This window comes from Phenylobacterium sp. (genome assembly GCF_016793285.1).
Lineage (GTDB): Bacteria > Pseudomonadota > Alphaproteobacteria > Caulobacterales > Caulobacteraceae > Phenylobacterium.
Genome location: NZ_JAEUMO010000016.1, coordinates 1 through 25,779 on the forward strand (window position 1 = coordinate 1; position 25,779 = coordinate 25,779).

Sequence of the window (25,779 nt, forward strand, 5' to 3'; positions counted from 1 at the left end):
CGAAACGTATGTTCCGCGCGCGCGGCGATCTCCGTCCGCGCCGCCGCGCTGCGCCTTGCCCGATCCCGGGAGCGCTCCGCTTCTTAAGTACCGAATGACCGAATTTTCCGAACTTGGGCTTTCGCCCGCGACCCTCGCCGCCGTCGCTGAGACCGGCTACACCACCGCCACGCCGATCCAGGCGAGCGCGATCCCGGTCGCCCTGGCCGGCCAGGATGTCCTGGGCATCGCCCAGACCGGCACCGGCAAGACCGCCGCCTTCACCCTGCCGATGATCGACAAGCTGGCCGCCGGCCGCTCGAAGGCGCGCATGCCGCGCGCCCTGGTCATCGCACCGACCCGCGAACTGGCCGACCAGGTCGCCTCCAGCTTCGAGAAGTACTCCAAGGGTCAGAAGCTCTCGTGGGCGCTACTGATCGGCGGCGTCTCGTTCTCGGACCAGGAGCTGAAGCTGGACCGCGGCGTCGATGTGCTGATCGCCACGCCGGGCCGCCTCCTCGACCATTTCGAGCGTGGCAAGCTGCTGATGACCGGCGTCCAGATCATGGTGGTCGACGAGGCCGACCGCATGCTCGACATGGGCTTCATCCCGGACATCGAGCGCATCTTCAAGCTGACGCCGGCCAAGAAGCAGACGCTGTTCTTCTCGGCCACCATGCCGCCCGAGATCACGCGGCTGACCCAGCAGTTCCTCAAGAACCCGACCCGGCTGGAGGCGGCCCGCCCGGCGACCACCGCCGAGACGATCACCCAGCACCTGACCCGCATCCCGACCGCCGATCCGAAGGCCAAGCGCACGGCGCTCCGGGCCCTGATCGAGGGCGAGGAGGTGAAGAACGGCATCGTCTTCTGCAACCGCAAAAGCGAAGTCGACATCGTCGCCAAGTCGCTGAAGAAGTACGGCTTCGATGCGGCCCCCATCCACGGCGATCTCGACCAGGCGACGCGGATGCGCACGCTGGAGGCGTTCCGAAAGGGCGAGCTGAAGCTGCTCTGCGCCTCCGACGTGGCCGCCCGCGGGCTCGACATCCCCGATGTGACCCACGTCTTCAACTACGACGTCCCGCATCACGCCGACGACTACGTCCACCGCATCGGCCGCACCGGCCGCGCCGGGCGTTCGGGCAAGGCGTTCATGATCGTGACCCCGGCCGACAGCCGCAACCTCGACAAGGTGCTGAAGCTGATCGGCAAGACGCCCGAAGAGACCACGCTGGAAGGCATCGACTGGGCCTCGATCAAGGACGAGCCCCGCAGCCCGCGCGGCGGCGCCCGCGATCGTGACCGCGGCCGCGGGCGTGACCGCGGCGGGCGCGACCGGGATCGCGGTCCGCGCGAAGACCGCGCCCGCGCGGAAGCGCCGGCCGCGGCTGCGGCCGCGGAAGCTGCGCCCGGCGCGACCGAGGTGCGCCCGGAGCGCTCCGAGCGTCCGCGCCGCGAACGCCGGGACCGCGAGGCCGAAGCCCCTGCCCGGGCCGAGCGCCCGCCCCGCGAGGAGCGCCCGCCCCGTGAGGAACGTCCTCGCCGCGACGAACCCCGCCGTGACGAGGCCCGCCGTGACGACACCCGCCGGCGCGACCGCGAAGATCGGGAGGACCGGGCCGTCCGCGGCTTCGGCGCCGACACGCCGGCGTTCCTGATGCGCCCGCCGCCGCCGCGATCCACGGATGATTAACCGGCGCCTTTAACGGCTCGTTTGGGGTCCGTCCGTAGGGTCTCGCCCTATGTCGTCGGATATCGATTCCCTGTTGAGAGGCGCCAAGGCCTACGAGCTGGCCAAGAAGGCGATCGACGCGATGGAAGCCCATCGCGTCTGGCCGACCGCCGTCAATTTCGAGCTCTGGCTCCACTACGTGTCCTCGAAGGACAGCGAAGTGACCCAGAAGATCGCCTCGGTGATCGAGTCCGGTGAGCAGTTCACCGAGCAGGTCGGCGAAGAGATCGCCTCCAAGCACCTGCCGAGCGGCAAGCTCTCCGGCGAGTTGATCGACGCAGGCAAGAGCCTGACCGAAGAACTGGACAGCGTCTCGCGCGCCATCGAATCCGCCCGCGAGACGAGCGAGGCCTACGGCCAGCAACTGGCCACCGCCTCGGAGTCGCTGCAGGGCGAGGACGCCGAGGCCGTCCGCGTGATGGTCGAGACGTTGTCGGCAGCCACGAAGAGGGTCCGGGACGAGAACTCGGCGCTGGAGAACCAGCTCGCCGAGACCACCGACGAGCTGGGCAAGCTGCGCGAACACCTGGAGCAGGTGCGCCGCGAGGCGATGACCGACGGCCTGACCAACCTCGCGAACCGCAAGGCGTTCGACGAGGCGCTGGACTCGGCGTGCAAGGGCCCGGTCACTCTGGCGATCGTCGACATCGACCACTTCAAGTCGTTCAACGACACCTGGGGCCACCAGACGGGCGATCAGGTCATCCGCTATGTGGCGAGCGTCATCGGCCGCGTCGCCGAAACGGGCGAGCGGCTCGCCGCGCGCTACGGCGGCGAGGAGTTTGCGGTGATCTTCCCGGGCGAGACGCCCGGGGTCGCGCTGCAGGCGCTGGAACAGGCTCGCGAAGAGATCAGCTCGCGCATCCTGAAGCGCCGCTCGACCAACGAAGACCTCGGAGCGATCACGATTTCGGGCGGCATCGCGCAGAAGCTGGCGGACGAGACGCCGGCGATGCTGCTGGAGCGGGCCGACGAGGCGCTCTATGCGTCGAAGAACGCGGGGCGCAACCGCAACACCCTGGCCGAGCTGGACGAAGCCTCGAAGGCCAGGGCGGCATAGCCTCCGCTCGCCCCGCCAAGCGGTCGTTCGGCTTTTCGCCCTTGGCTGACGCGGGGGTATTCTGGCTTCGTTGACCGCAATCAGGCTCAACGGAGGACGCCATGGACGGCGCGCAGGCCCCCGCCAAGGTGAAGACGAGCGTCGAAGACGGCGTCGGCATCATCACCCTATCCGATCCCGGCACGCTGAACGCGGCGGGCCTCGACCTGATGAGCGAGCTGCAGGCCGCGTTCGACGACTTCGCCTACGGCGACAAGGCCCGCGCGATCGTCATCACCGGCGAAGGCCGCGGATTCTGCTCGGGCGCGAACCTGTCCGGCGGCAACTCCGCCAGCCGCGCGACGGACGCCAGCAACGGCCCGAACCAGGCGCTGCTGCGTACCTACAACCCGTTCGTCTCCGCCGTGCGCAAGTCGCCCAAGCCGCTGGTCTCGGCGGTGAACGGCGTCGCGGCGGGCGTCGGGGTGTCGCTGGCCCTGTCGGCTGACCTGGTGGTGGCCGCCGAGAGCGCCTACTTCCTGCTCGCCTTCCGCCGTATCGGCCTGGTGCCGGACGGCGGCGCGACGTGGATGCTGCCCCGGCTCATCGGCAAGGCGCGCGCCATGGAGCTGATGCTGCTGGGCGAGAAGCTGCCGGCCAGGACCGCCGCCGAGTGGGGCCTGATCAACAAGTGCGTGCCCGACGCCGAGCTGACGGACGCCGCGATGCAGTACGCCCGGGCCCTCGCCGAAGGGCCGGCCTCGCTGGCGCTCACGCGGAACCTGGTGTGGGACTCGCTGGACGCGGCGTGGCACGAGCAGATCGAAGCCGAGGCCTACGCCCAGGCCGTCGCCTCGCGCACCAGCGATGCGCGGGAAGGCATCATGGCCTTCGCCCAGAAGCGCCCGGCGAAGTTCACCGGCCGCTAGTGTGCTGGATCTGAAGTTCGCCTGCTTCCGGGTCGGCGCGCCGAGCGAACTTCAGATCCAAAAAGCACACTAGAAACAAATATTTCTCTAGTGTCCTTATCGATTCCGAAGTTCGACCGAGTCTGCCTCACGCGCTTGCGAACTTCGGAATCGGGACACTAGCCGACGCTTCCGCTTACAGGCTAAGGACCCTCGCACGCGCAGCCGCTTGCGAGGGCCTTTTCGTGCTGACCGTCCACCATCTCGAGAACTCCCGCTCCCAGCGCGTGCTGTGGCTTCTGGAGGAGCTGGAAGCGCCCTATGAGATCGTGCGGTACGAACGCGACCCGCAGACGATGCTGGCGCCGCCCGAGCTGAAGGCGATCCATCCGCTGGGCAAGTCACCTGTCGTCACCGACGAAGGCGAGACCGTCGCCGAGACCGGGGCGATCATCGAGTACATCCTGGACCGATACGGCGCGGGCCGGCTCGCCGCGCCGACGGGCACGGCCGAGCACCGCCGCCTGCGCTACTGGCTCCACTACGCCGAGGGCTCCGCCATGCCCCCGCTCCTGCTCAAGCTGGTGTTCGGCGAGATGGCGCCGCGCTCGCCGGCGATCGTGCGGCCGCTGGTCCGCGCCATCGCCAGGCAGGCGCAGCGGGGCTTCATCGACCCGCAGGTGGCCGCACACCTCAACTACATCGAGGGCGAGCTGGAGAAGGCCGAGTGGTTCTCAGGGCCCGAGTTCAGCGCCGCCGACATCATGATGAGCTTCCCGCTCGAGGCGGCGGCCGAGCGTGCGGCGGCGCGCGTGGGCCGACCGCGGCTGGCGGCGTTCCTGAAGCGGATCCATCAGCGGCCGGCCTACCGGCGGGCGCTGGAACGCGGCGGACCCTACGCCTACGCCGCGGGCGACTAGGGCCGCGTGCGCCGGAGCTTCTCGAGCTCTTCCTCGATCAGGCGGTCGCGGATGCCCTCGCCGTTCATGTAGACGGAGGCGCCGTGGGCAGCCAGGCCGATGCCCCAGCCCAGCATGGGCCAGATCGGCCAGAAGTAGTCGCCGAACGAGGTCGCGACGTAGATCGCCGTCAGTCCGGCATTGACCACCACGTAGGCCAGCAGGTGGCTGCGGAAAGCCAGCTTCATGTCGGCGCGGCGGATGGCCAGGCGGCGCAGTTCGACGTCGTCGGTCATGTCGGATCCCGGGTTGCTGGACACAGGATACCGCGTTCCGACGGTCAGTCGAGTTTCACTGGTGTAATGGTCACGCTCTCGCCGCAGCCGCAGGCATCGGTCTCATTGGGGTTGCGGAACACGAACTTCGCAGCGAGCCGCGTGACCTCGTAGTCGATCACGGTGCCCAGCAGGAACAGCACCGCCTTCGGCTCGACCAGGATGGTCACGCCCTTGTCCTCGACCACCTCATCCAGCGGGTCGGCGGTCTCGGCGTACTCCAGGACATACTCCTGGCCGGCGCAGCCACCGTTCTTCACGCCGACCCGCAGGCCCACATAGGGCTTCGCGGCTGCATCCTGCCGAGATCTTTCCATGATCTCGCGCACGCGGCCGGCGGCCGCGTCGGTCAGGCTGACGACCTTCGGTCGCGGGCGGCGCGCGCGCGGCGCGGGCGTGTTGAGGTCGAGTTCAGGCATCAGAACATATTGAGCGCGAGCTTGGCCTCGTCGCTCATCCGTGAGGGATCCCAGGGGGGATCGAAGACCAGTTCGACCTTGACCGAGCGGACCTCCTTGATTTCAGAGACCGCGTCCTCGACCCAGCCCGGCATCTCGCCCGCCACCGGACAGCCCGGCGCGGTCAAGGTCATGTCGATCGCCACGTCCTTGTCGTCGGAGACGTCGACCTTGTAGATGAGGCCGAGTTCGTAGATGTCGACCGGAATCTCCGGGTCGAACACCGTCTTCAGCTTCTCGATGAGCTGATCGGTCAGCGCATCCAGTTCCGCCTGGCTGAGCGGAGTGCTGGGGGTCGGCTCTATCGCGGTCGCGTCGTCCATCGGGCTCATGGGTCTAGGCGAAGAAGGCTTGGGTCTTCGTGAGCGCATCCACGAAGGCGTCGGCCTCTTCCAGGGTGTTATATAGGGCGAAGGACGCCCGCGCGCTCGACGTCACGCCAAAGCGCCGCATCAGGGGCTCCGCGCAGTGGGTTCCGGCCCGCACGGCCACCCCGTAGCGATCGAGGATCTGGGCCACGTCGTGGGCATGCGCGCCATCGACGGTGAAGGACAGGATCGCGCCCTTCTCCGGGGCGTCGCCGATGACGCGCAGCCAGTTCATGCCCTGCAGCCGTTCGCGGGCGCGGGCGTACAGCGCATGCTCGTGCTCGGCGATGGCGAAGCGATCCTGCGCCGAGAGCCACGCGACGGCTGCGCCCAGGCCGATGGCCTCGATGATCGGCGGCGTGCCGGCCTCGAAGCGGTGCGGCGGATCTGCGTAGGTGATCTCGTCCTTGCTGACGATGCCGATCATCTCGCCGCCGCCCTGGTAGGGCGGCAGCGCGGCCAGCCTTTCGGCCTTGCCGTAGAGGATGCCGATGCCGGTCGGGCCGTAGAGTTTGTGGCCCGAGAAGACGTAGAAGTCGCAGTCGATGTCGGCGACGTCGACGGGTTTGTGGACGATGGCCTGGCAGCCGTCGAACAGCACCAGCGCGCCCGCTTCATGGGCCATCCGGGTCAACGCCTTGGCGTCGTTGATCGTGCCCAGGACGTTCGACATGTGGGTGAGCGCGACGACCTTCGTCCTGGGTCCCAGCAGGGCCTGGAAGGCCTCCAGGTCCAGGCGGCCGTCGTCGGTGACCGGGACCCACTTCAGCACCACGCCCTTGCGTTCGCGCAGGAAGTGCCAGGGTACGATGTTGGCGTGGTGCTCCATCTCGGAGATCACGATCTCGTCGCCCGCCTGGAGCGACGCGCCGATGCCGGCCGCGACGAGATTGACCGCCTCGGTTCCGCCCTTGGTGAAGACGATCTCGGTGGGCGCGGCGTTGATGAAGGCCGCCACCGTGTTGCGCGCGGCCTCGTAGGCGTCGGTGGTCTCGTTGGCCAGCGTGTGCAGGCCGCGGTGGACGTTGGCGTAGGCGTGCTCCATCGCATGCGTCATCGCCTCGATGACGGCGCGGGGCTTCTGCGCCGAGGCGGCGCTGTCCAGGTAGACCAGCGGCTTGCCATGCACCTGGCGCGACAGGATGGGGAACTCGGCGCGGATCGCCTCGGCGTCGAAGGCCATGCTCAGCCTCCCCTCAGCCGTTCGGCGACCCAGGCGGCGGCAATGTCGCGGGCGGGCTCGTGCCCGATCCGCTCGACCACCTCGCCCACGAACGCCTCGGTCAGAAGCGCGCGCGCGACATCGTCCGGCATGCCGCGCTGGCGGGCGTAGAACAGGGCGTCCTCGTCCAGCCGCCCCACCGTGTTGCCGTGGGCGCAGGAGACGTCGTCGGCGTAGATCTCCAGCTCCGGCCTGGCGTCGACCTCGGCGCGGTCCGACAGGATCAGCGCGTGATGGCCCATGCGCGCGTCGGTCCTGTCGGCGCCCTCGGCCACGACGATGCGGCCCTGGAACACGCCCCGGGCCTGGTCGCGCACGACGCCCTTGGCGAGCTGCTCGGTGACGCCGTCGAGGCCCTCGTGGGTGACGACCGTGGTCAGGTCGGCGTGACGCTTGTCGGCCAGCAGGTAGACGCCGTCGAGGCGCAGGTTCGCGTGGCCGCCGGGGTGGCGGACGGTCGTCTGGAGACGCTGGCGACGCGCGCCCCCGGTGATCACGGTCTGGCCGAAGCTGGCCTCGGCTGCGAGCTGCACCTCGGCCTCGCTGACCGTCACGCCCTCGGCGTCGTCGGCCGCCAGGACGACCCGCTCGACCTGGGCGCCGACGCCCAGGCTGAACACGAGGCCGGTCTGGCTGAGGTAGCTCCCCTCGCCTTCGTAGCTCTCCAGCAGCGTGAGCCGGCCGTCGGCTTCGACGTCGATGGAAACGCGGGCCGCATGGCTGCCGTCGCCGCGAGAGACGATGCGGAGCGCCACCGTGCGGTCGCCGTGAGGATCGACGCCGATGTGGGCCGCGCCCTCGCCGTTGGCGATGACCACGATCTCCTCGGCCGCCCCATCGAACGGCCCTGCGCCAACGGCGGCAGCGGGTGCGGAGTCAGGCGGGACCTGGCGGATCAGGCCGCGCAGGTCGGTCCAGCGCCAGTCCTCGTCGCGCTTGCCGGGAAGCTCGGCGGCGTCGCCGGTCTTGATGGCGGAGGCGACGCTCAAGCGGCGGCCCTCGCGTACTTGTCGTAGCCCTCGCGTTCGAGTTCGAGCGCCAACTCGGGACCGCCTGACGCGACGATGCGGCCGGCCGAGAGGACGTGGACGCGGTCCGGTCTGATGTAGTCCAGCAGGCGCTGGTAGTGCGTGATCACCAGCATCGCGCGGTCGGGCGAGCGGAGCGCGTTCACGCCGTCGGCGACGATGCGGAGCGCGTCGATGTCGAGGCCGGAATCGGTCTCGTCCAGGATCAGGAAGCGCGGCGAAAGCATCGCCATCTGAAGGATTTCCATCCGCTTCTTCTCACCGCCCGAGAACCCGACGTTGAGCGCGCGCTTCAGCATGTCGAAGTCGATCTTGAGCTCGCCGGCCTTGGCGCGGGCGAGCTTCAGGAACTCGGGCGCGCTGACCTCGGGCTCGCCGCGGGCCTTCCTTTGCGCGTTCAGCGCGGTACGGATGAAGGTGAGCGCCGGGACGCCCGGGATCTCCAGCGGATACTGGAACGACAGGAACACGCCCTTGGCCGCGCGTTCGTCGGGTTCGAGGGCCAGCAGATCCTCACCCTCGAAGGTGACCTTCCCGGATGTGACGTCGTAGCCCTGGCGGCCGGTCAGCACGTAGCTCAGCGTCGACTTGCCGGCGCCGTTGGGGCCCATGATGGCGTGGACCTCGCCGGCCGGAACCTCCAGGCTGAGGCCCTTCAGGATCTCCTTGCCGTCGACTTCGGCGTGCAGGTCTTTGACGGAAAGCATCTTCAACGGGTCTCGTCGGCGAGGAACTGGGCCATGACCCCGAGCGCGTCCTCGACGCTCTCGACGGTCTCTTGCTTGCGGGGCGCGGTGGAGCCGGGGCTCGCCGTGCGCTTGTCGGAGAGGGTGACGCTCGCCTTGCCGGCCTCGAAGTAGGCGGCGATCCGGTAGGCCTTGTGGTCCAGCGAGACGGTGTAGCGGCGCAGGTCGGCGCCGAGGGCCCGCGCCTTCAGGAAATCGGCGTCGGCCCGGACGGCCTCGTACAGCGCCTGGGCAGAGGCGAGGTCCTGCTCCTGCTGGCGCCGCTCGGCCTCCTCGCGGGCGCGCCGCTCCATTTCCCGCCGGGCGAATTCGGTCTCGAACGCGTCCTTCAGCGTCAAGGCCCTGGGCTTCCTGGTCCGAGCCGTCATCCGACGCTCCCTTCGAGGGAGATCGCGACCAGCTTCTGGGCTTCGACGGCGAACTCCATGGGGAGTTCCTGGAGGACGTCCTTCACGAAGCCGTTCACGAGGAGCTGGACGGCCTCTTCCTGCGAAAGGCCGCGCTGCATGGCGTAGAAGAGCTGGTCTTCGGAAAGGCGCGTCGTGGTGGCCTCGTGCTCGAACACCGCCTGGCCGTTGCGGGCCTCGATGTAGGGCACGGTGTGAGCCGCGCAGTGCTTGCCGATCAGCAGGCTGTCGCACTGGGTAAAGTTGCGCGCGCCCCTGGCCTTCGGGTGGGCCGAGACAAGCCCGCGGTAGGTGTTGGACGACTTCCCGGCGCTGATGCCCTTGGAGATGATCCGCGAGCGGGTGTTGGCGCCCAGGTGGATCATCTTGGTGCCGGTGTCGGCCTGCTGGCGGCCGTTGGTGATGGCGATCGAGTAGAACTCGCCGGAACTCTCGTTCCCGCGCAGGACACAGGAGGGGTACTTCCAGGTGATGGAGGAGCCGGTCTCCACCTGGGTCCAGGAGACCTTCGAGCGGTCGCCCCGGCAGTCGGCGCGCTTTGTGACGAAATTGTAGATGCCGCCTTTTCCGGTCTCGGGGTCGCCCGGATACCAGTTCTGGACGGTGGAGTACTTGATCTCGGCGTCGTCCAGGGCGACCAGTTCGACCACGGCGGCGTGGAGCTGGTTCTCGTCGCGCATCGGGGCCGTGCAGCCCTCCAGGTACGAGACGTAGGCGCCCGCATCGGCGATGATCAGGGTGCGCTCGAACTGGCCGGAGTTCTCGGCGTTGATCCGGAAGTAGGTGGAGAGCTCCATCGGGCAGCGCACGCCCGGCGGGACGTAGACGAAGCTGCCGTCCGAGAAGACGGCGCTGTTCAGGCAGGCGAAGTAGTTGTCGCTGACGGGGACGACGGAGCCCAGGTAGCGGCGCACCAGGTCACCGTGCTCGCGGATCGCCTCGCTCATGGGGCAGAAGATGACCCCGGCCTGGGCCAGTTCCTTCTTGAACGTCGTGACCACGCTGACGCTGTCGAAGACGGCGTCCACCGCGTAACGCGGCGCGCCCTGGACACCGGCCAGAACCTCCTGCTCCTTCAGCGGGATGCCGAGCTTCTTGTAGGTTTCCAGCAGGTCCGGATCGACCTCGTCGAGGCTCTTGGGGCCCTCCTTGGTCTTCGGCGCGGCGTAATAGTAGCTGTCCTGGTAGTCGATGCGCGGAAAGCTCACCTTGGCCCAGTCGGGCTCCTCCAGCGCCAGCCACCGCTCGAACGCCTCCAGCCGCCACTGAAGCATCCACTCCGGCTCGTCCTTCTTGGCGGAAATGAAGCGGACGATGTCGGCGTTCAGACCCTTGGGCGCGAACTCCTGATCGATGTCGGTGACGAAGCCGTGCTTGTACTTCTCGAGCGAGGCGACGTGTTCGACGGTCTGCTTGACGGCGGCCATTACGCAACTTCCTTCCGCCGCGCGGCGTGGCGGGCGTGGGCTTCAAGCCAGGCGTCGGCGAAGCGGTTCCAGTCTTCGGCGGTCGAGCACCAGCCGCCCGAGACGCGGATGGCGCAAGGGGCGAGGTCTTCGAGCCCCATGGCGGTGAGCACCGGCGAGGCCTTGACCTTGCCCGACGAGCAGGCGGAGCCCGCGCTGATCATCACGCCGGCGAGGTCGAGGGCCATGACCTGCAGGTCCGAGGTCCAGCCGGGCGCAGCGACACAGAGGGTGTTGGGCAGGCGCGGCGCGGCCTTGCCTATCACGACCGCGGCGGCGGCCTCGAGCCGTTCCGCGGCGGCGTCGCGGAGCGGACCTTGCGCGGCCAGGCCCTCGACGGCGATCTGAGCTGCTGCGCCGAAGCCACTGATTCCGGGGAGATTCTCGGTGCCACCGCGACGGCCGCGCTCCTGCCCGCCGCCATGCTGACGGCGAACCAGCGTGGCCCGTGGGCCGAACGTGAGCGCGCCCACGCCCTGCGGCCCGCCGATCTTGTGGGCGGAGATAGCCAGGGTGTCGGCGCCCAGCCCGCGGCTGTCGACCGCGACCTTGCCGGCGGCCTGGATGGCGTCGACGTGCAGCCAGCCGTCGGCCGCGCGCACGATCTCGGACGCCACCCTGACGGGCTGGATCACGCCGGTCTCGTTGTTGGCCAGCATCAGGGCCACGAACGGCTTGCCGTCGGCGACGTCCCAGCGGGCCAGGCGCTCGGAGAGCCAGTCCAGGTCGGCGGTCCCGTCGCGGGTCACCGGTAGCACCTCGAACGCCACGCCCGAGGCGGCGGCGGCCTCACGGATCGAGTCGTGCTCGACGGCCGAGACGATGAGGCGGCGCGTACCGGCCGCGACCGCGCTTTCCATGGCGAGCGCGTTGGCCTCTGTCCCGCCGCTCGTGAAGATCACGGTCGAGGCCGGCGCGGCGATCAGCTTCGCAACGTGCTCGCGCGCCTGCTCCATCGCCGAGCGCGCGGCGCGGCCGGCGGCGTGGATCGACGACGGATTGCCGACGGCCTCCATCGTGCGCGTCATCGCCGCGATGGCTTCGGGCCGCACCCTCGCGGTGGCGTTGTGGTCGAGGTAGACGCTCATGCCGCCGCCCTGCCGCGCAGGCGGCCGCCGACCACGTCGGCGAGGCTGACCGAGGCGAGGTAGTCCTCGATCCGGTCGCCCAGGTCGGCCCAGAGGTCGTGGGTGAGGCAGCGCTCGCCCTTGATCATGCAGCCCTTGCCGGCGTCGCAGCGGGTGGCGCGCAACGGCTCGTCCACGGCGTGGACGATCTCGGCGATGGTGGTGGCCGACGCCTCGCGGGCCAGCCGATAGCCGCCGCCGGGACCCCGCGCGCTCTTCACGAGGCCCTTGCGGCGCAGGCGGGCGAACAGTTGCTCCAGGTAGGAGAGCGAGATCTCCTGCCGCGCGGCGATGTCGGCCAGGGCCACGGCCCGGACGGTCTCGCCTTCGCGGCGCGCCAGGTCGGCCATCGCCATCACGGCATACCGGCCTTTCGTGGAGAGACGCATGGCAGTCCTTTTGTCCCTGGCGGGCCAATGCAGTTTTCGCGCGCATCCGGAGCGCACTATGTTATGAGCGCCCGCCCGTGCGGGGACCGGTCGCCCCGGATGGCAGCGACTTAGGAAGACCGAGTAGGCTAGTCAAGTATTCTGCGGGAGAAGAGGGTTCGCATGCCTGAAGTGGTGCTGACGGGTGCAGCCGGCCGGATCGAGGGCCGCTATTCCCAGGGCAAGAGCGAGACCGCGCCGGTCGCCCTGATCCTGCATCCCCACCCCAAGGCCGGCGGGCAGATGAACAACCCCGTCGCGGTGCAGCTCTTCCACCTCTTCATGAAGCGCGGCTTTTCGGTGCTGCGGTTCAATTTCCGCGGCGTCGGCCGTTCGCAGGGCGAGTTCGACGGCGGGATCGGCGAACTGGCCGACGCGGCGACGGCGCTGGACTGGCTCCAGAGCACCAACCCGGCCGCCTCGCAGTGCTGGGTCGCCGGCTACTCGTTCGGCGCCTGGGTGGGCATGCAGCTCCTGATGCGGCGTCCGGAGACCGACGGCTTCATCTCGGTCTCGCCCCCGACCAACGCCTACGATTTCAGCTTCCTGGCCCCCTGCCCGGCCTCGGGCCTGATCCTGCACGGCCAGAACGACAGCGTGGTGCCGCCCATCGACGTGGAACGCGTCGTGTCCAAGCTGCGCACCCAGAAGGGCATCGTGATCGACTACGACGTGGTCGACGGCGCCAGCCACTTCTGGATGGAGAACCTGCCCGACGTGGAAAGCCGCGTCGGCGCCTATCTCGACAAGCGCCTGGAAGCCAGCCCGGCGTGACGGCGCCCGCCGACGCCATCCGCGCGCGGCGCAAGCTCACCAACAGGCTGATCGCCGCCCACGCGGCGGCGCGGCTGCGGCCGTTCTTCACGGCGGACGTGAAGCTGATCGTGGGGGACGGCGGCCTGATCCTCGGCGCCGACGACGTCATGGCCGCCTTCGCCGCGCAGTTCGCCGAGCCGGGCTTCACCGCCTATGTGCGCGAGACCGCCACGGTGGAGGTCGACGCCGGCGGTGAGCGCGCCGCCGAGCAGGGCCGCTGGAGTATCACGGGGCGCGAGCTGGGCGGGAGCTACCTGGCCGTCTGGAAGAAGGTCACCGGCCAGTGGGTGATCGAGAGCGAACTCTACGTGACGCTGACCTAGAATCGCCGGGCATGGACGCGGTTGAGCGCCGCGGCGACGGAGGCGGCGAAGGCGGCTGACCGACGCGCGGCGCTGCGGTCCGGGGCAAGACCGCCGAGGCTGCCGCCTTGAGGCGTGGTCAGCCGCCAGGACCAGACCTCGCCGGCGTCCGCGAGGGAGAGGCGGTAGCCGGATGTGGGAGAGAGAGGCTCGTCCATGCTCCCAGCGTGAAGCGCGGGCGTGCAGGGGGTTCGTGGGCGCGCGTGGAGATTCCATGCAATTCCTCCCGCTTGCGGGAAGGGGGACCGTCCGCCGAGCGTAGCGAAGAGCGGTTGGTGGAAAGCGGCCGGCTGGGCGGTCCGTTCGGCTCGGATCGAACGCCGAGCTTGAGGCTTTCCCTCTCCACCGCTCTCCCGTCTGCGACGGGAAAGGCAGGGCTACTCCGCTCTCGGCAGGGTCACCCGGAAGGTCGCGCCGGGGCCGGGGGCGAGGTCGATGCGGCCCTGGCTGGCGGCCAGCAGGGAGCGGGCGATGGGAAGGCCGAGCCCGGTGCCGCCCTGGGCCCTGCGGCTGGTGAAGAACGGCTCGAACAGGCGCTCGCGATCGGCCTGCGGGACGCCGGGGCCGTCGTCGGAGACGGTGACGACCACCTCGCTGCCGTCGAGCGCGGCACGCACCCTCGCCTGCCTCGCGCCGACCTGGCGGGCGTTCTGGAGCAGGATCGTCAGCACGCTCTCCAGGGTCGTGGCCGGCGCGGCGACGGCCGGCAGGTCGGGGGGCACGTCGACGGCGACCGCGAAGGCGTCGCCGATCTGAGCGTCGACCGTGCGCCGGACGGCCTCGGCGAGGTCGGCGGCGACACCGGCTTCCGGCAGGGCCATGTCGGCGCGGGCGAGGTCGAGCAGGCGCGTGACGAGCTGCGAGAGGCGGTCGGAATCGCCCGCGATGTTGTCCAGGAACCGGCGGCGCTCGGCCGGCGACATGGTCTCGAAGTGGTCCTGCAGCAGCTCGACGGCGCCGCCGATGCCGGCGAGCGGGGTCTTGAACTCGTGGCTGACGGCGGCGGCGAAGTCGCGCAGATAGCCGCTGCGGCGCTCGATCCGCTCGGCCATGGCGCGGAAATCGGCGTAGAGGTCGCGGATTTCGCGGGCGGCGGTGCGCGGCGTGGGCGGGATCTCGCCGCCGCCGGCGGCCACTTGGCGCGAGGCCGCGCTGAGTTTCTCGATCGGCCCTGCGACGCCGCGGGAGATCAGGCCCGACAGCACCACCAGGATGCCGAAGATCAGCACGGCGCCGAAGATGATCTTGCCGCGGTCCTCGTAGAGCCCGCGAAACAGCGCCCGCGGGGAGCGCGAGAGCAGCAGCACGCCCTTCACCTTGCCGCCGACCACGATGGGCCGGGCGTGGTGCAGGCGGATGCCGGAAGCCTTGGAGAGCCACTCGAACGAGGACTGCCGGTCGTTCAGGTCGCCGTTGACGCGCATCACCGTGTAGGGCCGCCCGGACAGCGCCCAGCGCACTTCCGGCAGCCCCGAGAAGTCGCGGCCGTACCCCTGCCCCGCCACGCCGTAGCCGTGGCGGTCCAGGACGTAGACCGAGGCCAGGGTCGTCTGGAGGGTGCGCTCGACCACCGGATTGATCTGCCGGGCCACGTAGACCGCGTCGGGATCCAGCGCGTTGCGGGTCTTCCGCATCCAGGGGCGCTCGGGGAGCACCTGGCCCAGCGTGAGGTCGATGGTCGTGAACTCGGGCCGGTAGTAGCCCTCGGGCGGCTTGGCGGGCTTGGGCCGGGGCGTCGGTGCGCCGGGCCATTCCGTCGCCGCCACGGCCGCCAGCGCCGCGCCCTGCGCCACCAACTCGGCCTCGGTCTGGCGCACCAGGGTGTTCTCGTAGACCCTCAGGTAGAGTGCGGCGAAGCCCGGCATGGCGGCGGCGAACAGCAGCACCGCGAACAGGATCCAGCGGAGCCGCAGCGGCGGCCACCAGCGGCCGACCCAGTCCTTGAAGGCCTCGATCACGCGCCGGGCGCGCCGCCCTGGCACGGCCCGAGACGGTAGCCGACGCCGGCGCGGGTCTCGACGACGTCGTGGGCGCCCAGCGCCGCGAACTTGCCGCGCAGGTTGCGCACATGGCTGTCGACGGTGCGGTCGGTGATGGCGAAGCCCGGGCCATGCAGGCGGTCGATGATGGCGTCGCGGGTGAAGACGCGGGTGGGGCCGCCCAGCAGGATCTTCAGAATGCCGAACTCGGTGACGGTGAGCGGGACCTCCGCGTCGTCCCAGCGCGCCACCCAGCTTTCGGGATCGAGCGTCAGGCGGCCGTGGCTCATCGGCGCGTCGGCCTTGGCGGCGGGCGCGGCGGCGCGGGCGCGGCGCAGGATGGCCTGAACGCGAGCCACCACCTCGCGTGGGCTGAAGGGCTTCACGACGTAGTCGTCGCCGCCCAGCTCGATGCCGAGCACCCGGTCGATCTCGTCGTCGCGGGACGACAGGAAGAGGATCGGCAGGTCGCCCTGGGCGCGCAGGCGGCGGCAGACTTCCAGCCCGTCCAGCTTGGGCATGTTGATGTCGAGCACCACGAGGTCCGGCGCGGCCTTGGCCACCTGGAGGAGCGCGGCCTCGCCGTCCTCGGCCTCGCGGGCGCTGAGGCCCGCCTTCTCGAGGGCGAAGACCAGGAGCTGGCGGATGTGCGGATCGTCGTCGACGACGAGGACCTGGGGCATGAAAGTCATGTTCTCGGGTTCGCGGCTGGGGTCAATGGAGGGGGTGGCGGGTTGCCCTGGCAATCGCGGCCGCGAGACGTGTTCGCCTGAGGCGTCTCGTAGATGTAGAAGCGCGCCAGCAAGAGCCTTCGCGCGTCGCGCCAGCGCCAGCCGCGCCATGTCGCCTGTTGGCCGGCCATGTCGGCCTGAATGATCCGCCGTGTGTACTGGATGCGGTCATGCAGCGCCGGCGAGATGTCGCGGTTCTCGATCTTGGCGAGCGGCAGAAGGGCGGCGCCCTTCAGGCTGCGCATGTAGCAGAGGTCGAGCGCCACGCCGTTCCCGCCCATCTCTCGCGCGTGCCGCACATTCCATGACGCCGCGACCGACCCCAGATCGACCACGCTACAGCCGACGAGCACGGCGCCGACCGCCGCAAGGTTGGCGTTGATGAGCCAGCCCGAGCTCTTTGCGCGCAGCAGGCGCCAGAGGATCAGCAGGAGGCCCGTGGCCACCAGGCCCATCCACAGCAGCGCCGCGATGCGCATGCGGGTCAGCGAGTAGGCGTCGATGTAGTCGACGGTGCGGAGCGCGGTGGACGCCACGAGGAAGACGTTCTGCGCGACCCAGGCAATCACCAGCGCGCGGACCAGAGGGCGGCTCGCGGTCTCAGACCCCGGCCGCAGGAAGGCCAGCACGAAGAGGCCGGCCAGCAGGGCCGTCGCGATCAGCGGATAGGCGCCCTGGTGCGCGTAGTCGGCGAAGCTGACGCCGTCCGGCAGGCCCGCGCCGCTCCAGAGGTAGACGATGTCGAGGCCGTTCTGGACGGCGAAGACGAGGTTGAAGACCGCCAGCGCCGCGGTGATCGAGGCGGCGGCGGCGCCCGGCAGCGTGAGGTCGCGGTCGAGGCCGGGGGTTCGCAGGGTGCGGCGCAGGCCGCGGGGCCGCAGCAGCGCCCAGACCGGCAGGCCGACCACGAGCCAGAAGATCAGCCGGCCGGGCTCGAAGGCCGGCAGGCTGAAGCCGCGGAAGACGCCGGCGAGCACCGGGTTGGCGATCACGAAGAGCTGCAGGAACACCAAGCCGCCGACCACCGGCAGGACCGCGGCCAGCAGCAGCGCGGTGACCTTCATCGGGCCCGAGCGGGCGCGGACCTTCAGCGCACGGCGCACGTCGACCAGCGGCCCCACCAGCGCCTTCAGCCCGCCCACGACCAGCCGCTGGAGCCAACGCCAGCCGTCGTCGCCCTGCGCGGCCCGCGGCGCGAGCGCGGCGACGGCCATGGCCAGCGCCCACAGCAGGAAGCCGATGAAGCTGGGCCGCTCAAAAGGCAGGATAGCCAGAGCCAGCGCGGCGGCGAGGGCCAGCACGGCGAGGCGGCTGCGCCGGATCGCCGGGGCGGCGAAGGCCAGGGCCAGGGTGACGACGGTCAGCAGGACCCCGAGGTTCAGGCCCAGGCCGTTCTTGTCGAACAGCAGGAGGTCGCCGATGGCCACGGCGGCGACCAGCAGCCCCGCCTTGATCCAGAAGCTCCCGCGCCGGCCCATCGGATGCCGTCCCCTACTCTGACGGGGAGCATCCTGCGCCGAGACCTGAGGACGAGCGCTTGGGCGGACGTCCTCAGGCGGCGCGGTTCATGTGCAGATTCCGTGCAGGGCCTAGGCCCTCAGCTCCAGCCCCTTCAGCGCCCCTTCGGCGCGCCAGTCCTCGAGCACCTTCACGAAGGCGACGGGGCCGGCGCCGTAGGAGCCGTTCTGCTTGGCGATGACCTCGGGGCTGCCCTCGTTGTTGTAGTAACCGGGGGTGCATTCCTTGAGGAACGCCTCGCGCATCAGCGAGAGGTCGACGATGGTCTTCACCCACGTCGCCTCGGCGTCCTCGCTGGGCTCGATGGTCCGGGCCTGGCGTCCGCGCGCCTCGGTGACGAGGTAGGCGATGTGCTTCGACTGCTCGTTGATCATGTGCGGGAAGTTGGCAGTGAAGCCCGACTGCACGTTCGAGACGATGAAGCAGTTGGGGAAGCCGCGGCTCAGAACGCCGTGCAGCGTCGACGCGCCCCCCGACCACTTGTCGGTCAGGCTCTGGCCGCCCTTGCCGTAAAGCTCGTAGCCCGAACGGCGGACGTAGCTGGTGCCCACCTCGAAGCCCGTCGCATAGACGAGGCAGTCGATCTCGTAGTGCTTGCCGTTGGCCCAGATGCCGGTCTCGTCGATGCGCTCGACGCCCTTCCCGAGCGTGTCGACCAGCTCGACGTTCGGGCGGTTGAAGGTCGGCAGGTAGTCGTCGTGGAAGCAGGGCCGCTTGCAGAACTGGTTGTACCAGGGCTTCAGCGCCTCGGCGGCGGCGGGATCCTGGACGACGCTGTCCACGCGCGCGCGGACCTGCTCCATCTTCTTGAAGTCGGCGAGCTGCATCAGCTCGGCCGGGTTGCCGACCGCCTCGCCGGCCTCGGCCTTGCGGCGCGCGAGCAGCAGGATATTGCCGATGATGTCGGTCCAGCCGTCGTTGACCAGGTCCTTGTCGGCGAAGCCGCCCGAGACGAGGACGTTGAAGTTGTCCATCCGCGCCTGCTGCCAGCCCGGCGCCAGGCTCGCGGCCCAGTCGGGATCGGTCGGCCGGTTGGCGCGCACGTCGATCGACGAGGGCGTGCGCTGGAAGACGTAGAGCTGCCGGGACCATTCGCCCAGGTGCGGCACGCATTGGACCGCCGTCGCGCCGGTGCCGATGATGCCGACGCGCTTGTCCTTCAGCTTCGTCAGACCGCCGTCGGAGTCGCCGCCGGTGTAGTCGTAGTCCCAGCGGCTGGTGTGGAAGCTGTGGCCCTTGAAGGTCTCGACGCCCGGGATGCCCGGCAGCTTCGGCCGGTGCAGCGGCCCGTTGGCCATGACGACGAAGCGGGCCTTCAGCGCGTCGCCGCGGTTGGTGGAGACGGTCCAGCGCGCGGCCGCCTCGTCCCAGCGCATCTCGGTGACTTCGGTCTGGAAGAGCGCGCCCGCGTAGAGGCCGAACTTCTCGCCTATGGCGCGACTGTGGCGCAGGATTTCGGGCGCGCGGCTGTACTTCTCGACCGGCAGGTAGCCGACCTCTTCCAGCAGCGGCAGGTAGATGTAGCTCTCGATGTCGCAGGCCGCGCCGGGGTATCGGTTCCAGTACCAGGTGCCGCCGAAGTCGCCGCCCTTCTCGATGATGCGGATGTCGTCGACGCCGGCTTCCTTCAGGCGCGCCGCCGCGAGCTGGCCGCCGAAGCCGCCGCCGACCACCACCACCTCGACCTCCTCGGTCACCGGAGCGCGGTCGATGCGCTGGACGTAGGGGTCTTCGAGGTAGTGGGCGAACTGCCCGGCGATCTCGACGTACTGCTCGTTGCCGTCCTTGCGGACGCGCTTGTCGCGCTCGGCGCGGTACTTGTCGCGCAGCGCGTTGGGATCGAAGCCCAAATCATCGCCGCCCGTGATCTCCGGCTTGTCGTCCGCCATTGCGTCCTCCCGTGTAGGTGATCGTCGTTCAGCGTGCCGAACGATCGTTTGACGGGCAAGTGTGACGTCAGGTCACTGAACCCCGCGCTCACCCCTCCGCGAACGTCGGGGTCGCGCTTGTCCGGGGATGACGTTCAGGAGGTCAGGGCCGCACGACCCTGCCGCCGGTCATGGGCGCGGGAACGCCCGTGGTCTTCGGGAACGAGATCGGCAGGCCGCGATGGGCGCGGACGGCGAGGAAGGCGATGGCCTCGGCCTCGATGGCGTCGCCGCGCCAGCCGTGGTCCTCGGCGACGCGGACGGGCGCCGGCAGGCGCTCGGCGAGCGCCTTCATGATCTCGGGATTGCGCCGTCCGCCGCCGGTGACGATCACCTCGCGCGGATCGGTGCGCAGGCTCTCGAAGCCGCGCTTCACGGCCTCGGCGGTAAAGGCGACGAGGGTCGCGGCGGCGTCCTCCAGTTGGAGCGCCTCCAGCGGCTCCAGCGAGAAGTCGTGGCGGTCCAGCGACTTGGGCGCGCGGGCGGTGAAGTACGGATGCGCCAGCAGCGCGCGCACCACGCCCTCGTCGGCGCGGCCGACGCTGGCGTACTTGCCGCCGGCGTCGTAGCGGCCCGCGCCGCGGGCCTGGACCAGGAGGTCCAGCATGCCGTTGCCCGGCCCGGTGTCGAAGCCGACGATGTCGTCGCCGCCGGTCCAGAGGGTGAGGTTCGCCACGCCGCCGATGTTCAGCACCGCCAGCGGCGGCGCCAGCCCCGACGCCTTGGCCCGCGCCAGGTGGTAGGCCGGCGCCAGCGGCGCGCCCTCCCCGCCCGCCGCCACGTCGGCCGAGCGGAAGTCGTAGACGACGGGCCGCCCGCAGAGCCTGGCCAGCAGCGCCGCGTCGCCCAACTGGACCGTTCGGCCCGGAACCCCGGGCTTCGGCCGCTCGTGCAGCACCGTCTGGCCGTGCATGCCCACGAGGTCGAGGTCGGGGAACGACAGGCCGTTCTCCTGCAGGAAGGCCTCGGCCGCGGCATGGTGCTCCTCGGCGATCATCTCGGCGGCATGACGGAAGATCGGCGGCTCGGGTTCGCCCCGCGGCCACTTCAGGGCCTGCTGGGTCGCTTCCAGCACGACGTCGCGCGTGGCGTCGGAGAGCCTGCGCTCGCCGGCCGGCCCGAACGTCAGGATCTTCTCTCCATCGGTGTCGAGGACCGCCATGTCCACGGCGTCCAGCGACGTGCCCGTCATGAATCCCAGCACCAGCATGGGGACCTTGACTGCCATGAGCCGGCCCAGGTAGCCAGAGCATTCGCCGGTTCGATCGAACCGGCGAATGCTCAGTCTTTTCTTCAAGGAGAGACCATTCGTCGTCCGGGGTCGGACTTAGGTAAAGCGACGAATGGTCGGGCCGCCATGATCGGACCTGCGCCCCTGACCGGCCGCTATTACCGCCTGCGATCCTAGCAGGCGACCGATCCCACGCGCCTGCCACCCTGGCCGGCGCCTGATCCGAAAACCCGGAGACCGCCGGCCCCAACCTCACCTGGAGCCTGCCCCGTGTCCTCTATCTCCCTCGAAATCCTCGGTCGCCCTGTGCTAGACGGCGCCGCGCCCGATCACGAGATTCCCCGAATGCCCGAAGCCGCCTTCAAGTCCGAGTTCCTGAAGACACTGCAGGCGCGCGGGTACATCCATCAGGTCACGCACCCGGCGGAGCTGGACGAGGCCGCGTCGGGCGGGATCGTGACCGCCTACATCGGGTTCGACGCGACGGCGCCCTCGCTGCACGTCGGATCGCTGATCCAGATCATGATGCTGCGCCGCCTGCAGCAGGCCGGCCACAAGCCCATCGTGCTGATGGGCGGCGGGACCACCAAGATCGGCGACCCCACCGACAAGGACCAGTCGCGCCCGCTGCTCACCCACGAGCACATCCAGGCCAACATCGCCTCGATCAAGACGGTGTTCGCGAAGTTCCTGACGTTCGGCGACGGGCCGACCGACGCGATCATGGTCGACAACGACGCGTGGCTGTCGAAGTACGGTTACGTCGACTTCCTGCGCGAGTTCGGCGTGCATTTCACGGTCAACCGGATGCTGGCGTTCGACAGCGTGAAGGCGCGGCTGGAGCGCGAGCAGCCGATGACCTTCCTCGAGTTCAACTACATGCTGATGCAGTCGGTGGACTTCCTGGAGCTGGAGCGGCGCAACAACTGCGTGCTGCAGATGGGCGGCTCGGACCAGTGGGGCAACATCGTCAACGGCGTGGAGCTGATCCGCCGCGTGGAGCAGAAGCCGGCGTTCGGCCTGACCACGCCGCTGCTCTCGACCGCCTCGGGCCAGAAGATGGGCAAGACGGTCGGCGGGGCCGTGTGGCTCAACGCCGACATGCGCAGCCCTTACGACTACTGGCAGTTCTGGCGGAACACCGAGGACGCCGACGTGGGCCGGTTCCTGCGCCTCTTCACCGACGTGCCGCTGGACGAGGTCGCGCGGCTGGAGGCGCTGCCGGGGGCCGAGATCAACGAGGCCAAGAAGGTGCTCGCCAACGAGGCCACGCGGATGCTCCACGGCGACGCCGAGGCGCAGAAGGCCGCGGCCGCCGCGCAGGCGGCCTTCGAGCAAGGCGCGCTTTCCGCCGACCTGCCGACGCACGAGACGCCGGCTGCCGGGCTGGAGGCGGGCGTGCAGCTCGCCGACCTCGCCGTCGCGGCCGGGCTCGCCGGCTCCAAGGGCGAGGCGCGCCGCCTGGCCCAAGGCGGCGGCCTGCGCGTCAACGACAAGCCGGAGACCGACGGCAACCGCCTGATCACCGCCGCCGACCTGGTGGACGGCGTCGTGAAGCTGGGCGCCGGCAAGAAGAAGATCGTGCTGGTGAAACCCGTCTGACCCTCACTCGTCATGGCCGGCATTGTCCCGGTCATCCAGACGCGCCGGCCTTCGGGATACCTGGCGACGACGGTGCGTCTGGATCCCCGGCACAAGGCCGGGGATGACGTTCAAGAACCTGGAGCTATCGCATGACCACCGTGACGGAAGGCGCCGCTGCGCCGGACTTCGACCTGGAGACCCCGGACGGCCGGGTGAAGCTCAGCGACTACGCCGGCAAGACCCTGGTGCTCTATTTCTACCCGAAGGACGACACCGGGGGCTGCACCAAGGAGGCCCAGGCCTTCACCGAGCTCGCACCCGAGTTCGCCAGGGCCGGCGTGGCGGTGATCGGCGTCTCCAAGGACTCCGTCGCCTCGCACAGGAAGTTCGTCGCCAAGTACGACCTCGGCATCCCGCTGGGCTCCGACCCGAGCGGCGAGACCGTCGAGCGCTACGGCTCCTGGGTCGAGAAGAGCCTCTACGGCCGCCACTACATGGGCATCGACCGCTCCACCTTCCTGATCCGGGACGGCAAGATCGCGAAGATGTGGCGCAAGGTGAAGGTTCCCAACCACGCCCAGGCCGTCCTGGACGCCGCCAAGGCCCTGTAAACGCCCCGTCGGACGCAGCCTTGCCGGTAATCGATATCAACTTTTGGCCGACCGCCGCTCGCGGGCCGGACGGGCTGCGAACCGGCTTGCCTGTCGCGGGAAAGTCGTCGCATATCGCGCGGGTCCAGGGGCCGGGGACTTGAGCGCACGCATGGAACGTCTGGCGAAGCTCAAGAGCTCGCTCGTCGAGCTGTTTCCGGAGCGGCACCTCTACGTGCGCTCCGGCGGCGCGATGAAGGGCTTCGTCCTCACGACGCGGAAGCAGATGATGATCGCCGGCGGCGTGGCCGCGGGCGCGCTGTGGATGGGCGTCTGCACCGCCGCGATGCTGGTGAACCTGCTCTCCGCCTCCAGCGCGGACCGCGAGATCGCGCAGCTCAAGGCGCAGTCCGAGCGCTATGTCGCCGACCGCCAGGCCCGCCTCGACAGCGCCATGGCCCGGCTGAACGCCGCCTCGGGGTCGAACGCCGACGTCGCGCAGGCGATCGAGAAGCGCCACGCCGCGCTCGCCATGCTGCTCACCGACCTGAAGGGCGCGCCGGGCGCCGCCCAGGCGCTGACACCCGCCATCAACCGCGCGCTCGCCGCGCAGGACGCGAGCCCCGTGCGCCGCGTCGAGATGGTGCGCATCGGCCAGGAGCAGCTCCTGGAAGCCGCCGACAGCTTCGCCAAGGGCCGCGCCGACCGCCTGCGCCTGGCCTTCCGCATGGCCGGCCTCTCGCCCTCCTCGTTCGTGGACCGCGGCAGCTCGCTGGGCGGACCGCTGATCGACTCGAAGGACCCGCGGGCGCTGGCCGCCGTGCTCGACGTGGACGACGACTTCGCCGTGCGCATCCAGCGCGCCGCGCGCGATCTCAACGAGTCCAAGCAGCTCGCGCAGGCCGCAGAAGACCTGCCCGTGGCGCGGCCGACCAACGCCGGATCGCAGACCAGCGGCTTCGGCGTGCGCTTCGACCCCTTCACCCGCCGCCCGGCCTATCACTCGGGCCTGGACTTCAACGGCGGCTACGCCCAGCCGATCTACTCGACCGGGCCGGGGGTGGTGTCGTTCACCGGCCAGCGGTCGGGCTATGGCAACGTCGTCGAGATCGACCACGGCCGCGGCCTGAAGACGCGCTATGCCCACCTTTCGGGCTTCGCCGTGCGGCCCGGTCAGCGGGTGGCCGTCGGTCAGCGGATCGCGGCGATGGGCTCGACGGGACGCTCGACAGGCACGCACCTTCACTATGAAGTGTGGGTCAACGGCCGGGCGCAGAACCCGGGACGCTTCCTGAAGGCGGGCCAATATGTTCTCCAAGCCGACTAGGGACGCCGCGAGCGAGATCGCCGCGTCGGCGCCGCGCAAGCTGGAGCCGGCCTCGCTGGTGGCCGCCGGAGTCCGCATCGCCGGCAACGTCGAGACCCAGGGCGACCTGCATCTGGACGGCGCCGTCGAGGGCGACCTGCGCGTCGGCCTGCTGGTGATCGGCGAGGCGGGCAGCGTATCGGGCGCGGTCCATGCCGACGCAGTGGAGATCCGCGGCCGGGTCACCGGCGTGATCTGCGCGCGCCGCGTGAAGCTGTGGGCCACCGCCCGCGTCGACGGCGACATCAGCCACACCGAACTCTCGATCGAAGCCGGCGCCCACTTCGAAGGCCGCAGCCTGGCGCTGATCTCGCCGGCCGATGAGACCCCCGCCCTCAGCGTGGTGGCGGCGGAGTAGATCGCCTTCCCTTCCCATCAGGGAGGAAGGACTACTCCCGCGTCGCGCCGACGCGCTGGGCCAAGGCGGCGCCCATGAAGCGGTCGAGGTCGCCGTCCAGGACGCCGTCGGTGTCGGACGTCTCCACGTCGGTCCGCAGGTCCTTCACCATCTGGTACGGCTGCAGCACGTAGCTGCGGATCTGGTGGCCCCAGCCGATGTCGGTCTTCTGGTCCTCGACGGCCTGGGCCGCGGCTTCGCGCTTGGCCAGTTCGGCCTCGTAGAGGCGCGCCTTGAGCTGCTTCCAGGCCTGGTCGCGGTTCTGGTGCTGCGAGCGCTGGTTCTGGCAGGCGACGACGATGCCGGTCGGGATGTGCGTGAGGCGCACCGCCGAGTCCGTCTTGTTGACGTGCTGGCCGCCCGCGCCCGAGGCCCGATAGGTGTCTGTGCGCACGTCGGAGGGGTTGATCTCGATCTCGATGGTGTCGTCCACCACCGGATAGACCCAGACCGAGGCGAAGCTGGTGTGCCGCTTGGCCGCAGCGTCGAACGGCGAGATGCGGACCAGCCGGTGGACCCCGCCCTCGGTCTTCAGCCAGCCGTAGGCGTTGGTCCCCTTCACCTGCAGGGTCACCGACTTGATGCCGGCCTGTTCGCCCGAGGTCTCTTCCAGGAAATCCACGTCCATGCCGTGCGCCTTGGCCCAGCGGCTGTACATGCGCAGCAGCATGCCGGCCCAGTCGTTGGACTCGGTGCCGCCGGCGCCGGAGTTGATCTCGACGAAGGCGTCGTTGCCGTCGGCCTCGCCCGAGAGCAGCGCCTCGAGTTCGGCGCGGCCGACGCGTTCCTTGATCGCCTTCAACTGCTCGCGGGCTTCCTCGAGGCTGGCGTCGTCGCCCTCCTCGTCGGCCATCTCGGCGTAGCCGATGGCGTCGCCCAGATCTCGCTCCAGCGAGCGCACGGCGTCAACCGACGCGGCCAGACGCGAGCGGTCGCGGCTGACGGCCTGGGCCTCGGCCGGGTTGTCCCACAGCGTCGGGTCTTCGACCCGCGCGTTCAGTTCATCGAGTTTTCGGAGGGCCGGTTCCCAGTCAAAGACGCCTCCTGAGCAGTTCGATCGACTGCTCGATGTCGGCCTTCGCGGCCTCGACATCCGCTCTCATGGAGAGACTCCCAAAACGTGAGCCGCGGG

Annotated in this window: 26 protein-coding genes; 10 read left to right on the forward strand and 16 right to left on the reverse strand. The window is 69.8% G+C overall.

The genetic code is table 11. From position 1 onward, the window contains the following. Nucleotides 1–94: 94 nt before the first annotated feature. The 4 genes from JNL41_RS01950 (at nucleotide 95) to JNL41_RS01965 (ending at nucleotide 4,581) form a co-directional block, all read left to right on the forward strand. Nucleotides 95–1,675, forward strand: a complete 1,581-nt coding sequence (locus tag JNL41_RS01950; RefSeq protein WP_293472584.1) for a DEAD/DEAH box helicase — start codon at nucleotides 95–97, stop codon at nucleotides 1,673–1,675. Between the two features lie 49 nt (nucleotides 1,676–1,724). Then, nucleotides 1,725–2,774 (forward strand): GGDEF domain-containing protein, encoded by a 1,050-nt coding sequence (locus JNL41_RS01955; RefSeq protein WP_293472585.1) that lies wholly within the window; start codon nucleotides 1,725–1,727, stop codon nucleotides 2,772–2,774. Nucleotides 2,775–2,875: 101 nt separating this feature from the next. Then, complete coding sequence (locus JNL41_RS01960; protein WP_293472586.1) at nucleotides 2,876–3,682, forward strand: enoyl-CoA hydratase/isomerase; 807 nt, start codon at nucleotides 2,876–2,878, stop codon at nucleotides 3,680–3,682. 224 nt (nucleotides 3,683–3,906) lie between these two features. Further along, nucleotides 3,907–4,581: a glutathione S-transferase gene (locus JNL41_RS01965; protein ID WP_293472587.1), complete on the forward strand. Its 675-nt coding sequence runs from the start codon at nucleotides 3,907–3,909 to the stop codon at nucleotides 4,579–4,581. On the opposite strand, the gene JNL41_RS01970 is transcribed toward JNL41_RS01965, so the two are convergent. Genes JNL41_RS01970 through JNL41_RS02015 form a run of 10 tightly spaced genes read right to left on the reverse strand, consistent with a single transcriptional unit; the run spans nucleotide 4,578 to nucleotide 12,106 of the window. Next, entirely contained in the window at nucleotides 4,578–4,856 is a 279-nt protein-coding gene (locus tag JNL41_RS01970) for a 2TM domain-containing protein (RefSeq protein ID WP_293472588.1), read from the reverse strand. The two genes, JNL41_RS01965 and JNL41_RS01970, sit on opposite strands and share 4 nt — an antisense overlap. Before the next feature lie 44 nt (nucleotides 4,857–4,900). Next, nucleotides 4,901–5,314, reverse strand: coding sequence for an iron-sulfur cluster assembly accessory protein (locus tag JNL41_RS01975; RefSeq protein ID WP_293472589.1), 414 nt, complete (start codon nucleotides 5,312–5,314; stop codon nucleotides 4,901–4,903). Then, the gene (locus JNL41_RS01980) at nucleotides 5,314–5,676 is read right to left on the reverse strand and encodes an SUF system Fe-S cluster assembly protein (RefSeq protein ID WP_293472590.1); all 363 of its coding nucleotides are present in this window, start codon (nucleotides 5,674–5,676) and stop codon (nucleotides 5,314–5,316) included. The genes JNL41_RS01975 and JNL41_RS01980 overlap by 1 nt, the downstream gene beginning before the upstream one ends. 13 nt (nucleotides 5,677–5,689) lie before the next feature. Beyond that, nucleotides 5,690–6,904 carry a cysteine desulfurase gene (locus JNL41_RS01985; protein ID WP_293472591.1) on the reverse strand — a complete coding sequence of 405 codons (1,215 nt, stop codon included), beginning with the start codon at nucleotides 6,902–6,904 and terminating at the stop codon, nucleotides 5,690–5,692. 2 nt (nucleotides 6,905–6,906) lie between these two features. Next, complete coding sequence (sufD, locus tag JNL41_RS01990) at nucleotides 6,907–7,932, reverse strand: Fe-S cluster assembly protein SufD (RefSeq protein WP_293472592.1); 1,026 nt, start codon at nucleotides 7,930–7,932, stop codon at nucleotides 6,907–6,909. Next, nucleotides 7,929–8,678 (reverse strand): Fe-S cluster assembly ATPase SufC, encoded by a 750-nt coding sequence (gene sufC / locus JNL41_RS01995; RefSeq protein WP_293472593.1) that lies wholly within the window; start codon nucleotides 8,676–8,678, stop codon nucleotides 7,929–7,931. The genes sufD and sufC overlap by 4 nt, the downstream gene beginning before the upstream one ends. 2 nt (nucleotides 8,679–8,680) lie before the next feature. Beyond that, the gene (locus JNL41_RS02000) at nucleotides 8,681–9,085 is read right to left on the reverse strand and encodes a hypothetical protein (RefSeq protein ID WP_293472594.1); all 405 of its coding nucleotides are present in this window, start codon (nucleotides 9,083–9,085) and stop codon (nucleotides 8,681–8,683) included. Continuing rightward, nucleotides 9,082–10,551 carry a Fe-S cluster assembly protein SufB gene (sufB, locus tag JNL41_RS02005; protein ID WP_293472595.1) on the reverse strand — a complete coding sequence of 490 codons (1,470 nt, stop codon included), beginning with the start codon at nucleotides 10,549–10,551 and terminating at the stop codon, nucleotides 9,082–9,084. The genes JNL41_RS02000 and sufB overlap by 4 nt, the downstream gene beginning before the upstream one ends. After that, nucleotides 10,551–11,678, reverse strand: a complete 1,128-nt coding sequence (locus tag JNL41_RS02010) for a cysteine desulfurase family protein (RefSeq protein ID WP_293472596.1) — start codon at nucleotides 11,676–11,678, stop codon at nucleotides 10,551–10,553. The genes sufB and JNL41_RS02010 overlap by 1 nt, the downstream gene beginning before the upstream one ends. Beyond that, on the reverse strand, nucleotides 11,675–12,106 hold the full coding sequence (locus JNL41_RS02015; RefSeq protein ID WP_293472597.1) for an Rrf2 family transcriptional regulator: 432 nt from the start codon (nucleotides 12,104–12,106) through the stop codon (nucleotides 11,675–11,677). Before JNL41_RS02015 ends, JNL41_RS02010 begins: the two co-directional genes overlap by 4 nt. A gap of 162 nt (nucleotides 12,107–12,268) precedes the next feature. On the opposite strand from JNL41_RS02015, the gene JNL41_RS02020 reads away from it, so the two are divergent. Further along, nucleotides 12,269–12,919 (forward strand): alpha/beta hydrolase, encoded by a 651-nt coding sequence (locus JNL41_RS02020; RefSeq protein ID WP_293472598.1) that lies wholly within the window; start codon nucleotides 12,269–12,271, stop codon nucleotides 12,917–12,919. Further along, the gene (locus JNL41_RS02025) at nucleotides 12,916–13,284 is read left to right on the forward strand and encodes a nuclear transport factor 2 family protein (protein ID WP_293472599.1); all 369 of its coding nucleotides are present in this window, start codon (nucleotides 12,916–12,918) and stop codon (nucleotides 13,282–13,284) included. The genes JNL41_RS02020 and JNL41_RS02025 overlap by 4 nt, the downstream gene beginning before the upstream one ends. A 416-nt stretch (nucleotides 13,285–13,700) precedes the next feature. Here the strand turns inward: JNL41_RS02025 and JNL41_RS02030 are convergent, their stop codons facing one another. The 5 genes from JNL41_RS02030 to JNL41_RS02050 all read right to left on the reverse strand — a co-directional run bounded on the left by JNL41_RS02030 (nucleotide 13,701) and on the right by JNL41_RS02050 (nucleotide 20,707). Beyond that, on the reverse strand, nucleotides 13,701–15,281 hold the full coding sequence (locus JNL41_RS02030) for a HAMP domain-containing sensor histidine kinase (RefSeq protein ID WP_293472600.1): 1,581 nt from the start codon (nucleotides 15,279–15,281) through the stop codon (nucleotides 13,701–13,703). Then, nucleotides 15,278–15,985 (reverse strand): response regulator transcription factor, encoded by a 708-nt coding sequence (locus JNL41_RS02035; RefSeq protein ID WP_293472601.1) that lies wholly within the window; start codon nucleotides 15,983–15,985, stop codon nucleotides 15,278–15,280. Before JNL41_RS02035 ends, JNL41_RS02030 begins: the two co-directional genes overlap by 4 nt. A gap of 5 nt (nucleotides 15,986–15,990) precedes the next feature. After that, nucleotides 15,991–17,511 carry a DUF4173 domain-containing protein gene (locus tag JNL41_RS02040; RefSeq protein WP_293472602.1) on the reverse strand — a complete coding sequence of 507 codons (1,521 nt, stop codon included), beginning with the start codon at nucleotides 17,509–17,511 and terminating at the stop codon, nucleotides 15,991–15,993. A gap of 111 nt (nucleotides 17,512–17,622) precedes the next feature. Beyond that, entirely contained in the window at nucleotides 17,623–19,440 is a 1,818-nt protein-coding gene (locus tag JNL41_RS02045; RefSeq protein WP_293472603.1) for an NAD(P)/FAD-dependent oxidoreductase, read from the reverse strand. Nucleotides 19,441–19,582: 142 nt separating this feature from the next. After that, nucleotides 19,583–20,707 carry an anhydro-N-acetylmuramic acid kinase gene (locus JNL41_RS02050; protein WP_293472604.1) on the reverse strand — a complete coding sequence of 375 codons (1,125 nt, stop codon included), beginning with the start codon at nucleotides 20,705–20,707 and terminating at the stop codon, nucleotides 19,583–19,585. A 348-nt stretch (nucleotides 20,708–21,055) separates the two neighbouring features. On the opposite strand from JNL41_RS02050, the gene tyrS reads away from it, so the two are divergent. From tyrS to JNL41_RS02070, 4 genes are all read left to right on the forward strand, one after another. After that, nucleotides 21,056–22,312 carry a tyrosine--tRNA ligase gene (tyrS, locus tag JNL41_RS02055; protein WP_293472605.1) on the forward strand — a complete coding sequence of 419 codons (1,257 nt, stop codon included), beginning with the start codon at nucleotides 21,056–21,058 and terminating at the stop codon, nucleotides 22,310–22,312. A gap of 131 nt (nucleotides 22,313–22,443) precedes the next feature. Further along, nucleotides 22,444–22,905, forward strand: a complete 462-nt coding sequence (locus JNL41_RS02060) for a peroxiredoxin (protein ID WP_293472606.1) — start codon at nucleotides 22,444–22,446, stop codon at nucleotides 22,903–22,905. A gap of 151 nt (nucleotides 22,906–23,056) precedes the next feature. After that, entirely contained in the window at nucleotides 23,057–24,211 is a 1,155-nt protein-coding gene (locus JNL41_RS02065; protein ID WP_293472607.1) for a M23 family metallopeptidase, read from the forward strand. Further along, nucleotides 24,192–24,608, forward strand: a complete 417-nt coding sequence (locus JNL41_RS02070; RefSeq protein WP_293472608.1) for a polymer-forming cytoskeletal protein — start codon at nucleotides 24,192–24,194, stop codon at nucleotides 24,606–24,608. Before JNL41_RS02065 ends, JNL41_RS02070 begins: the two co-directional genes overlap by 20 nt. A gap of 31 nt (nucleotides 24,609–24,639) precedes the next feature. On the opposite strand, the gene prfB is transcribed toward JNL41_RS02070, so the two are convergent. Then, nucleotides 24,640–25,750 (reverse strand): peptide chain release factor 2 gene (gene prfB, locus JNL41_RS02075; RefSeq protein ID WP_293472609.1). Its coding sequence is split into 2 segments (ribosomal slippage): nucleotides 24,640–25,680 and nucleotides 25,682–25,750, totalling 1,110 coding nucleotides; the frame shifts between segments, so codons are not numbered across the junction. Between the last annotated feature and the right edge of the window lie 29 nt (nucleotides 25,751–25,779).

Excerpts from the sequence above, each read along its gene's own strand:
- JNL41_RS02035 (WP_293472601.1), bottom strand. The coding sequence starts at position 15,985 with ATGCCCCAGGTCCTCGTCGTCGACGACGATCCGCACATCCGCCAGCTC.
- JNL41_RS01960 (WP_293472586.1), top strand. The coding sequence starts at position 2,876 with ATGGACGGCGCGCAGGCCCCCGCCAAGGTGAAGACGAGCGTCGAAGAC.
- sufC (WP_293472593.1), bottom strand. The coding sequence starts at position 8,678 with ATGCTTTCCGTCAAAGACCTGCACGCCGAAGTCGACGGCAAGGAGATC.
- sufB (WP_293472595.1), bottom strand. The coding sequence starts at position 10,551 with ATGGCCGCCGTCAAGCAGACCGTCGAACACGTCGCCTCGCTCGAGAAG.
- JNL41_RS02015 (WP_293472597.1), bottom strand. The coding sequence starts at position 12,106 with ATGCGTCTCTCCACGAAAGGCCGGTATGCCGTGATGGCGATGGCCGAC.
- JNL41_RS01950 (WP_293472584.1), top strand. The coding sequence starts at position 95 with ATGACCGAATTTTCCGAACTTGGGCTTTCGCCCGCGACCCTCGCCGCC.
- JNL41_RS02040 (WP_293472602.1), bottom strand. The coding sequence starts at position 17,511 with ATGGGCCGGCGCGGGAGCTTCTGGATCAAGGCGGGGCTGCTGGTCGCC.
- JNL41_RS02000 (WP_293472594.1), bottom strand. The coding sequence starts at position 9,085 with ATGACGGCTCGGACCAGGAAGCCCAGGGCCTTGACGCTGAAGGACGCG.
- JNL41_RS02010 (WP_293472596.1), bottom strand. The coding sequence starts at position 11,678 with ATGAGCGTCTACCTCGACCACAACGCCACCGCGAGGGTGCGGCCCGAA.
- JNL41_RS02070 (WP_293472608.1), top strand. The coding sequence starts at position 24,192 with ATGTTCTCCAAGCCGACTAGGGACGCCGCGAGCGAGATCGCCGCGTCG.
- JNL41_RS01980 (WP_293472590.1), bottom strand. The coding sequence starts at position 5,676 with ATGGACGACGCGACCGCGATAGAGCCGACCCCCAGCACTCCGCTCAGC.
- JNL41_RS02065 (WP_293472607.1), top strand. The coding sequence starts at position 23,057 with ATGGAACGTCTGGCGAAGCTCAAGAGCTCGCTCGTCGAGCTGTTTCCG.
- JNL41_RS01970 (WP_293472588.1), bottom strand. The coding sequence starts at position 4,856 with ATGACCGACGACGTCGAACTGCGCCGCCTGGCCATCCGCCGCGCCGAC.
- JNL41_RS02020 (WP_293472598.1), top strand. The coding sequence starts at position 12,269 with ATGCCTGAAGTGGTGCTGACGGGTGCAGCCGGCCGGATCGAGGGCCGC.
- JNL41_RS02050 (WP_293472604.1), bottom strand. The coding sequence starts at position 20,707 with ATGGCAGTCAAGGTCCCCATGCTGGTGCTGGGATTCATGACGGGCACG.
- JNL41_RS01955 (WP_293472585.1), top strand. The coding sequence starts at position 1,725 with ATGTCGTCGGATATCGATTCCCTGTTGAGAGGCGCCAAGGCCTACGAG.
- JNL41_RS01985 (WP_293472591.1), bottom strand. The coding sequence starts at position 6,904 with ATGGCCTTCGACGCCGAGGCGATCCGCGCCGAGTTCCCCATCCTGTCG.
- JNL41_RS02060 (WP_293472606.1), top strand. The coding sequence starts at position 22,444 with ATGACCACCGTGACGGAAGGCGCCGCTGCGCCGGACTTCGACCTGGAG.
- JNL41_RS01975 (WP_293472589.1), bottom strand. The coding sequence starts at position 5,314 with ATGCCTGAACTCGACCTCAACACGCCCGCGCCGCGCGCGCGCCGCCCG.
- JNL41_RS02045 (WP_293472603.1), bottom strand. The coding sequence starts at position 19,440 with ATGGCGGACGACAAGCCGGAGATCACGGGCGGCGATGATTTGGGCTTC.
- tyrS (WP_293472605.1), top strand. The coding sequence starts at position 21,056 with ATGCCCGAAGCCGCCTTCAAGTCCGAGTTCCTGAAGACACTGCAGGCG.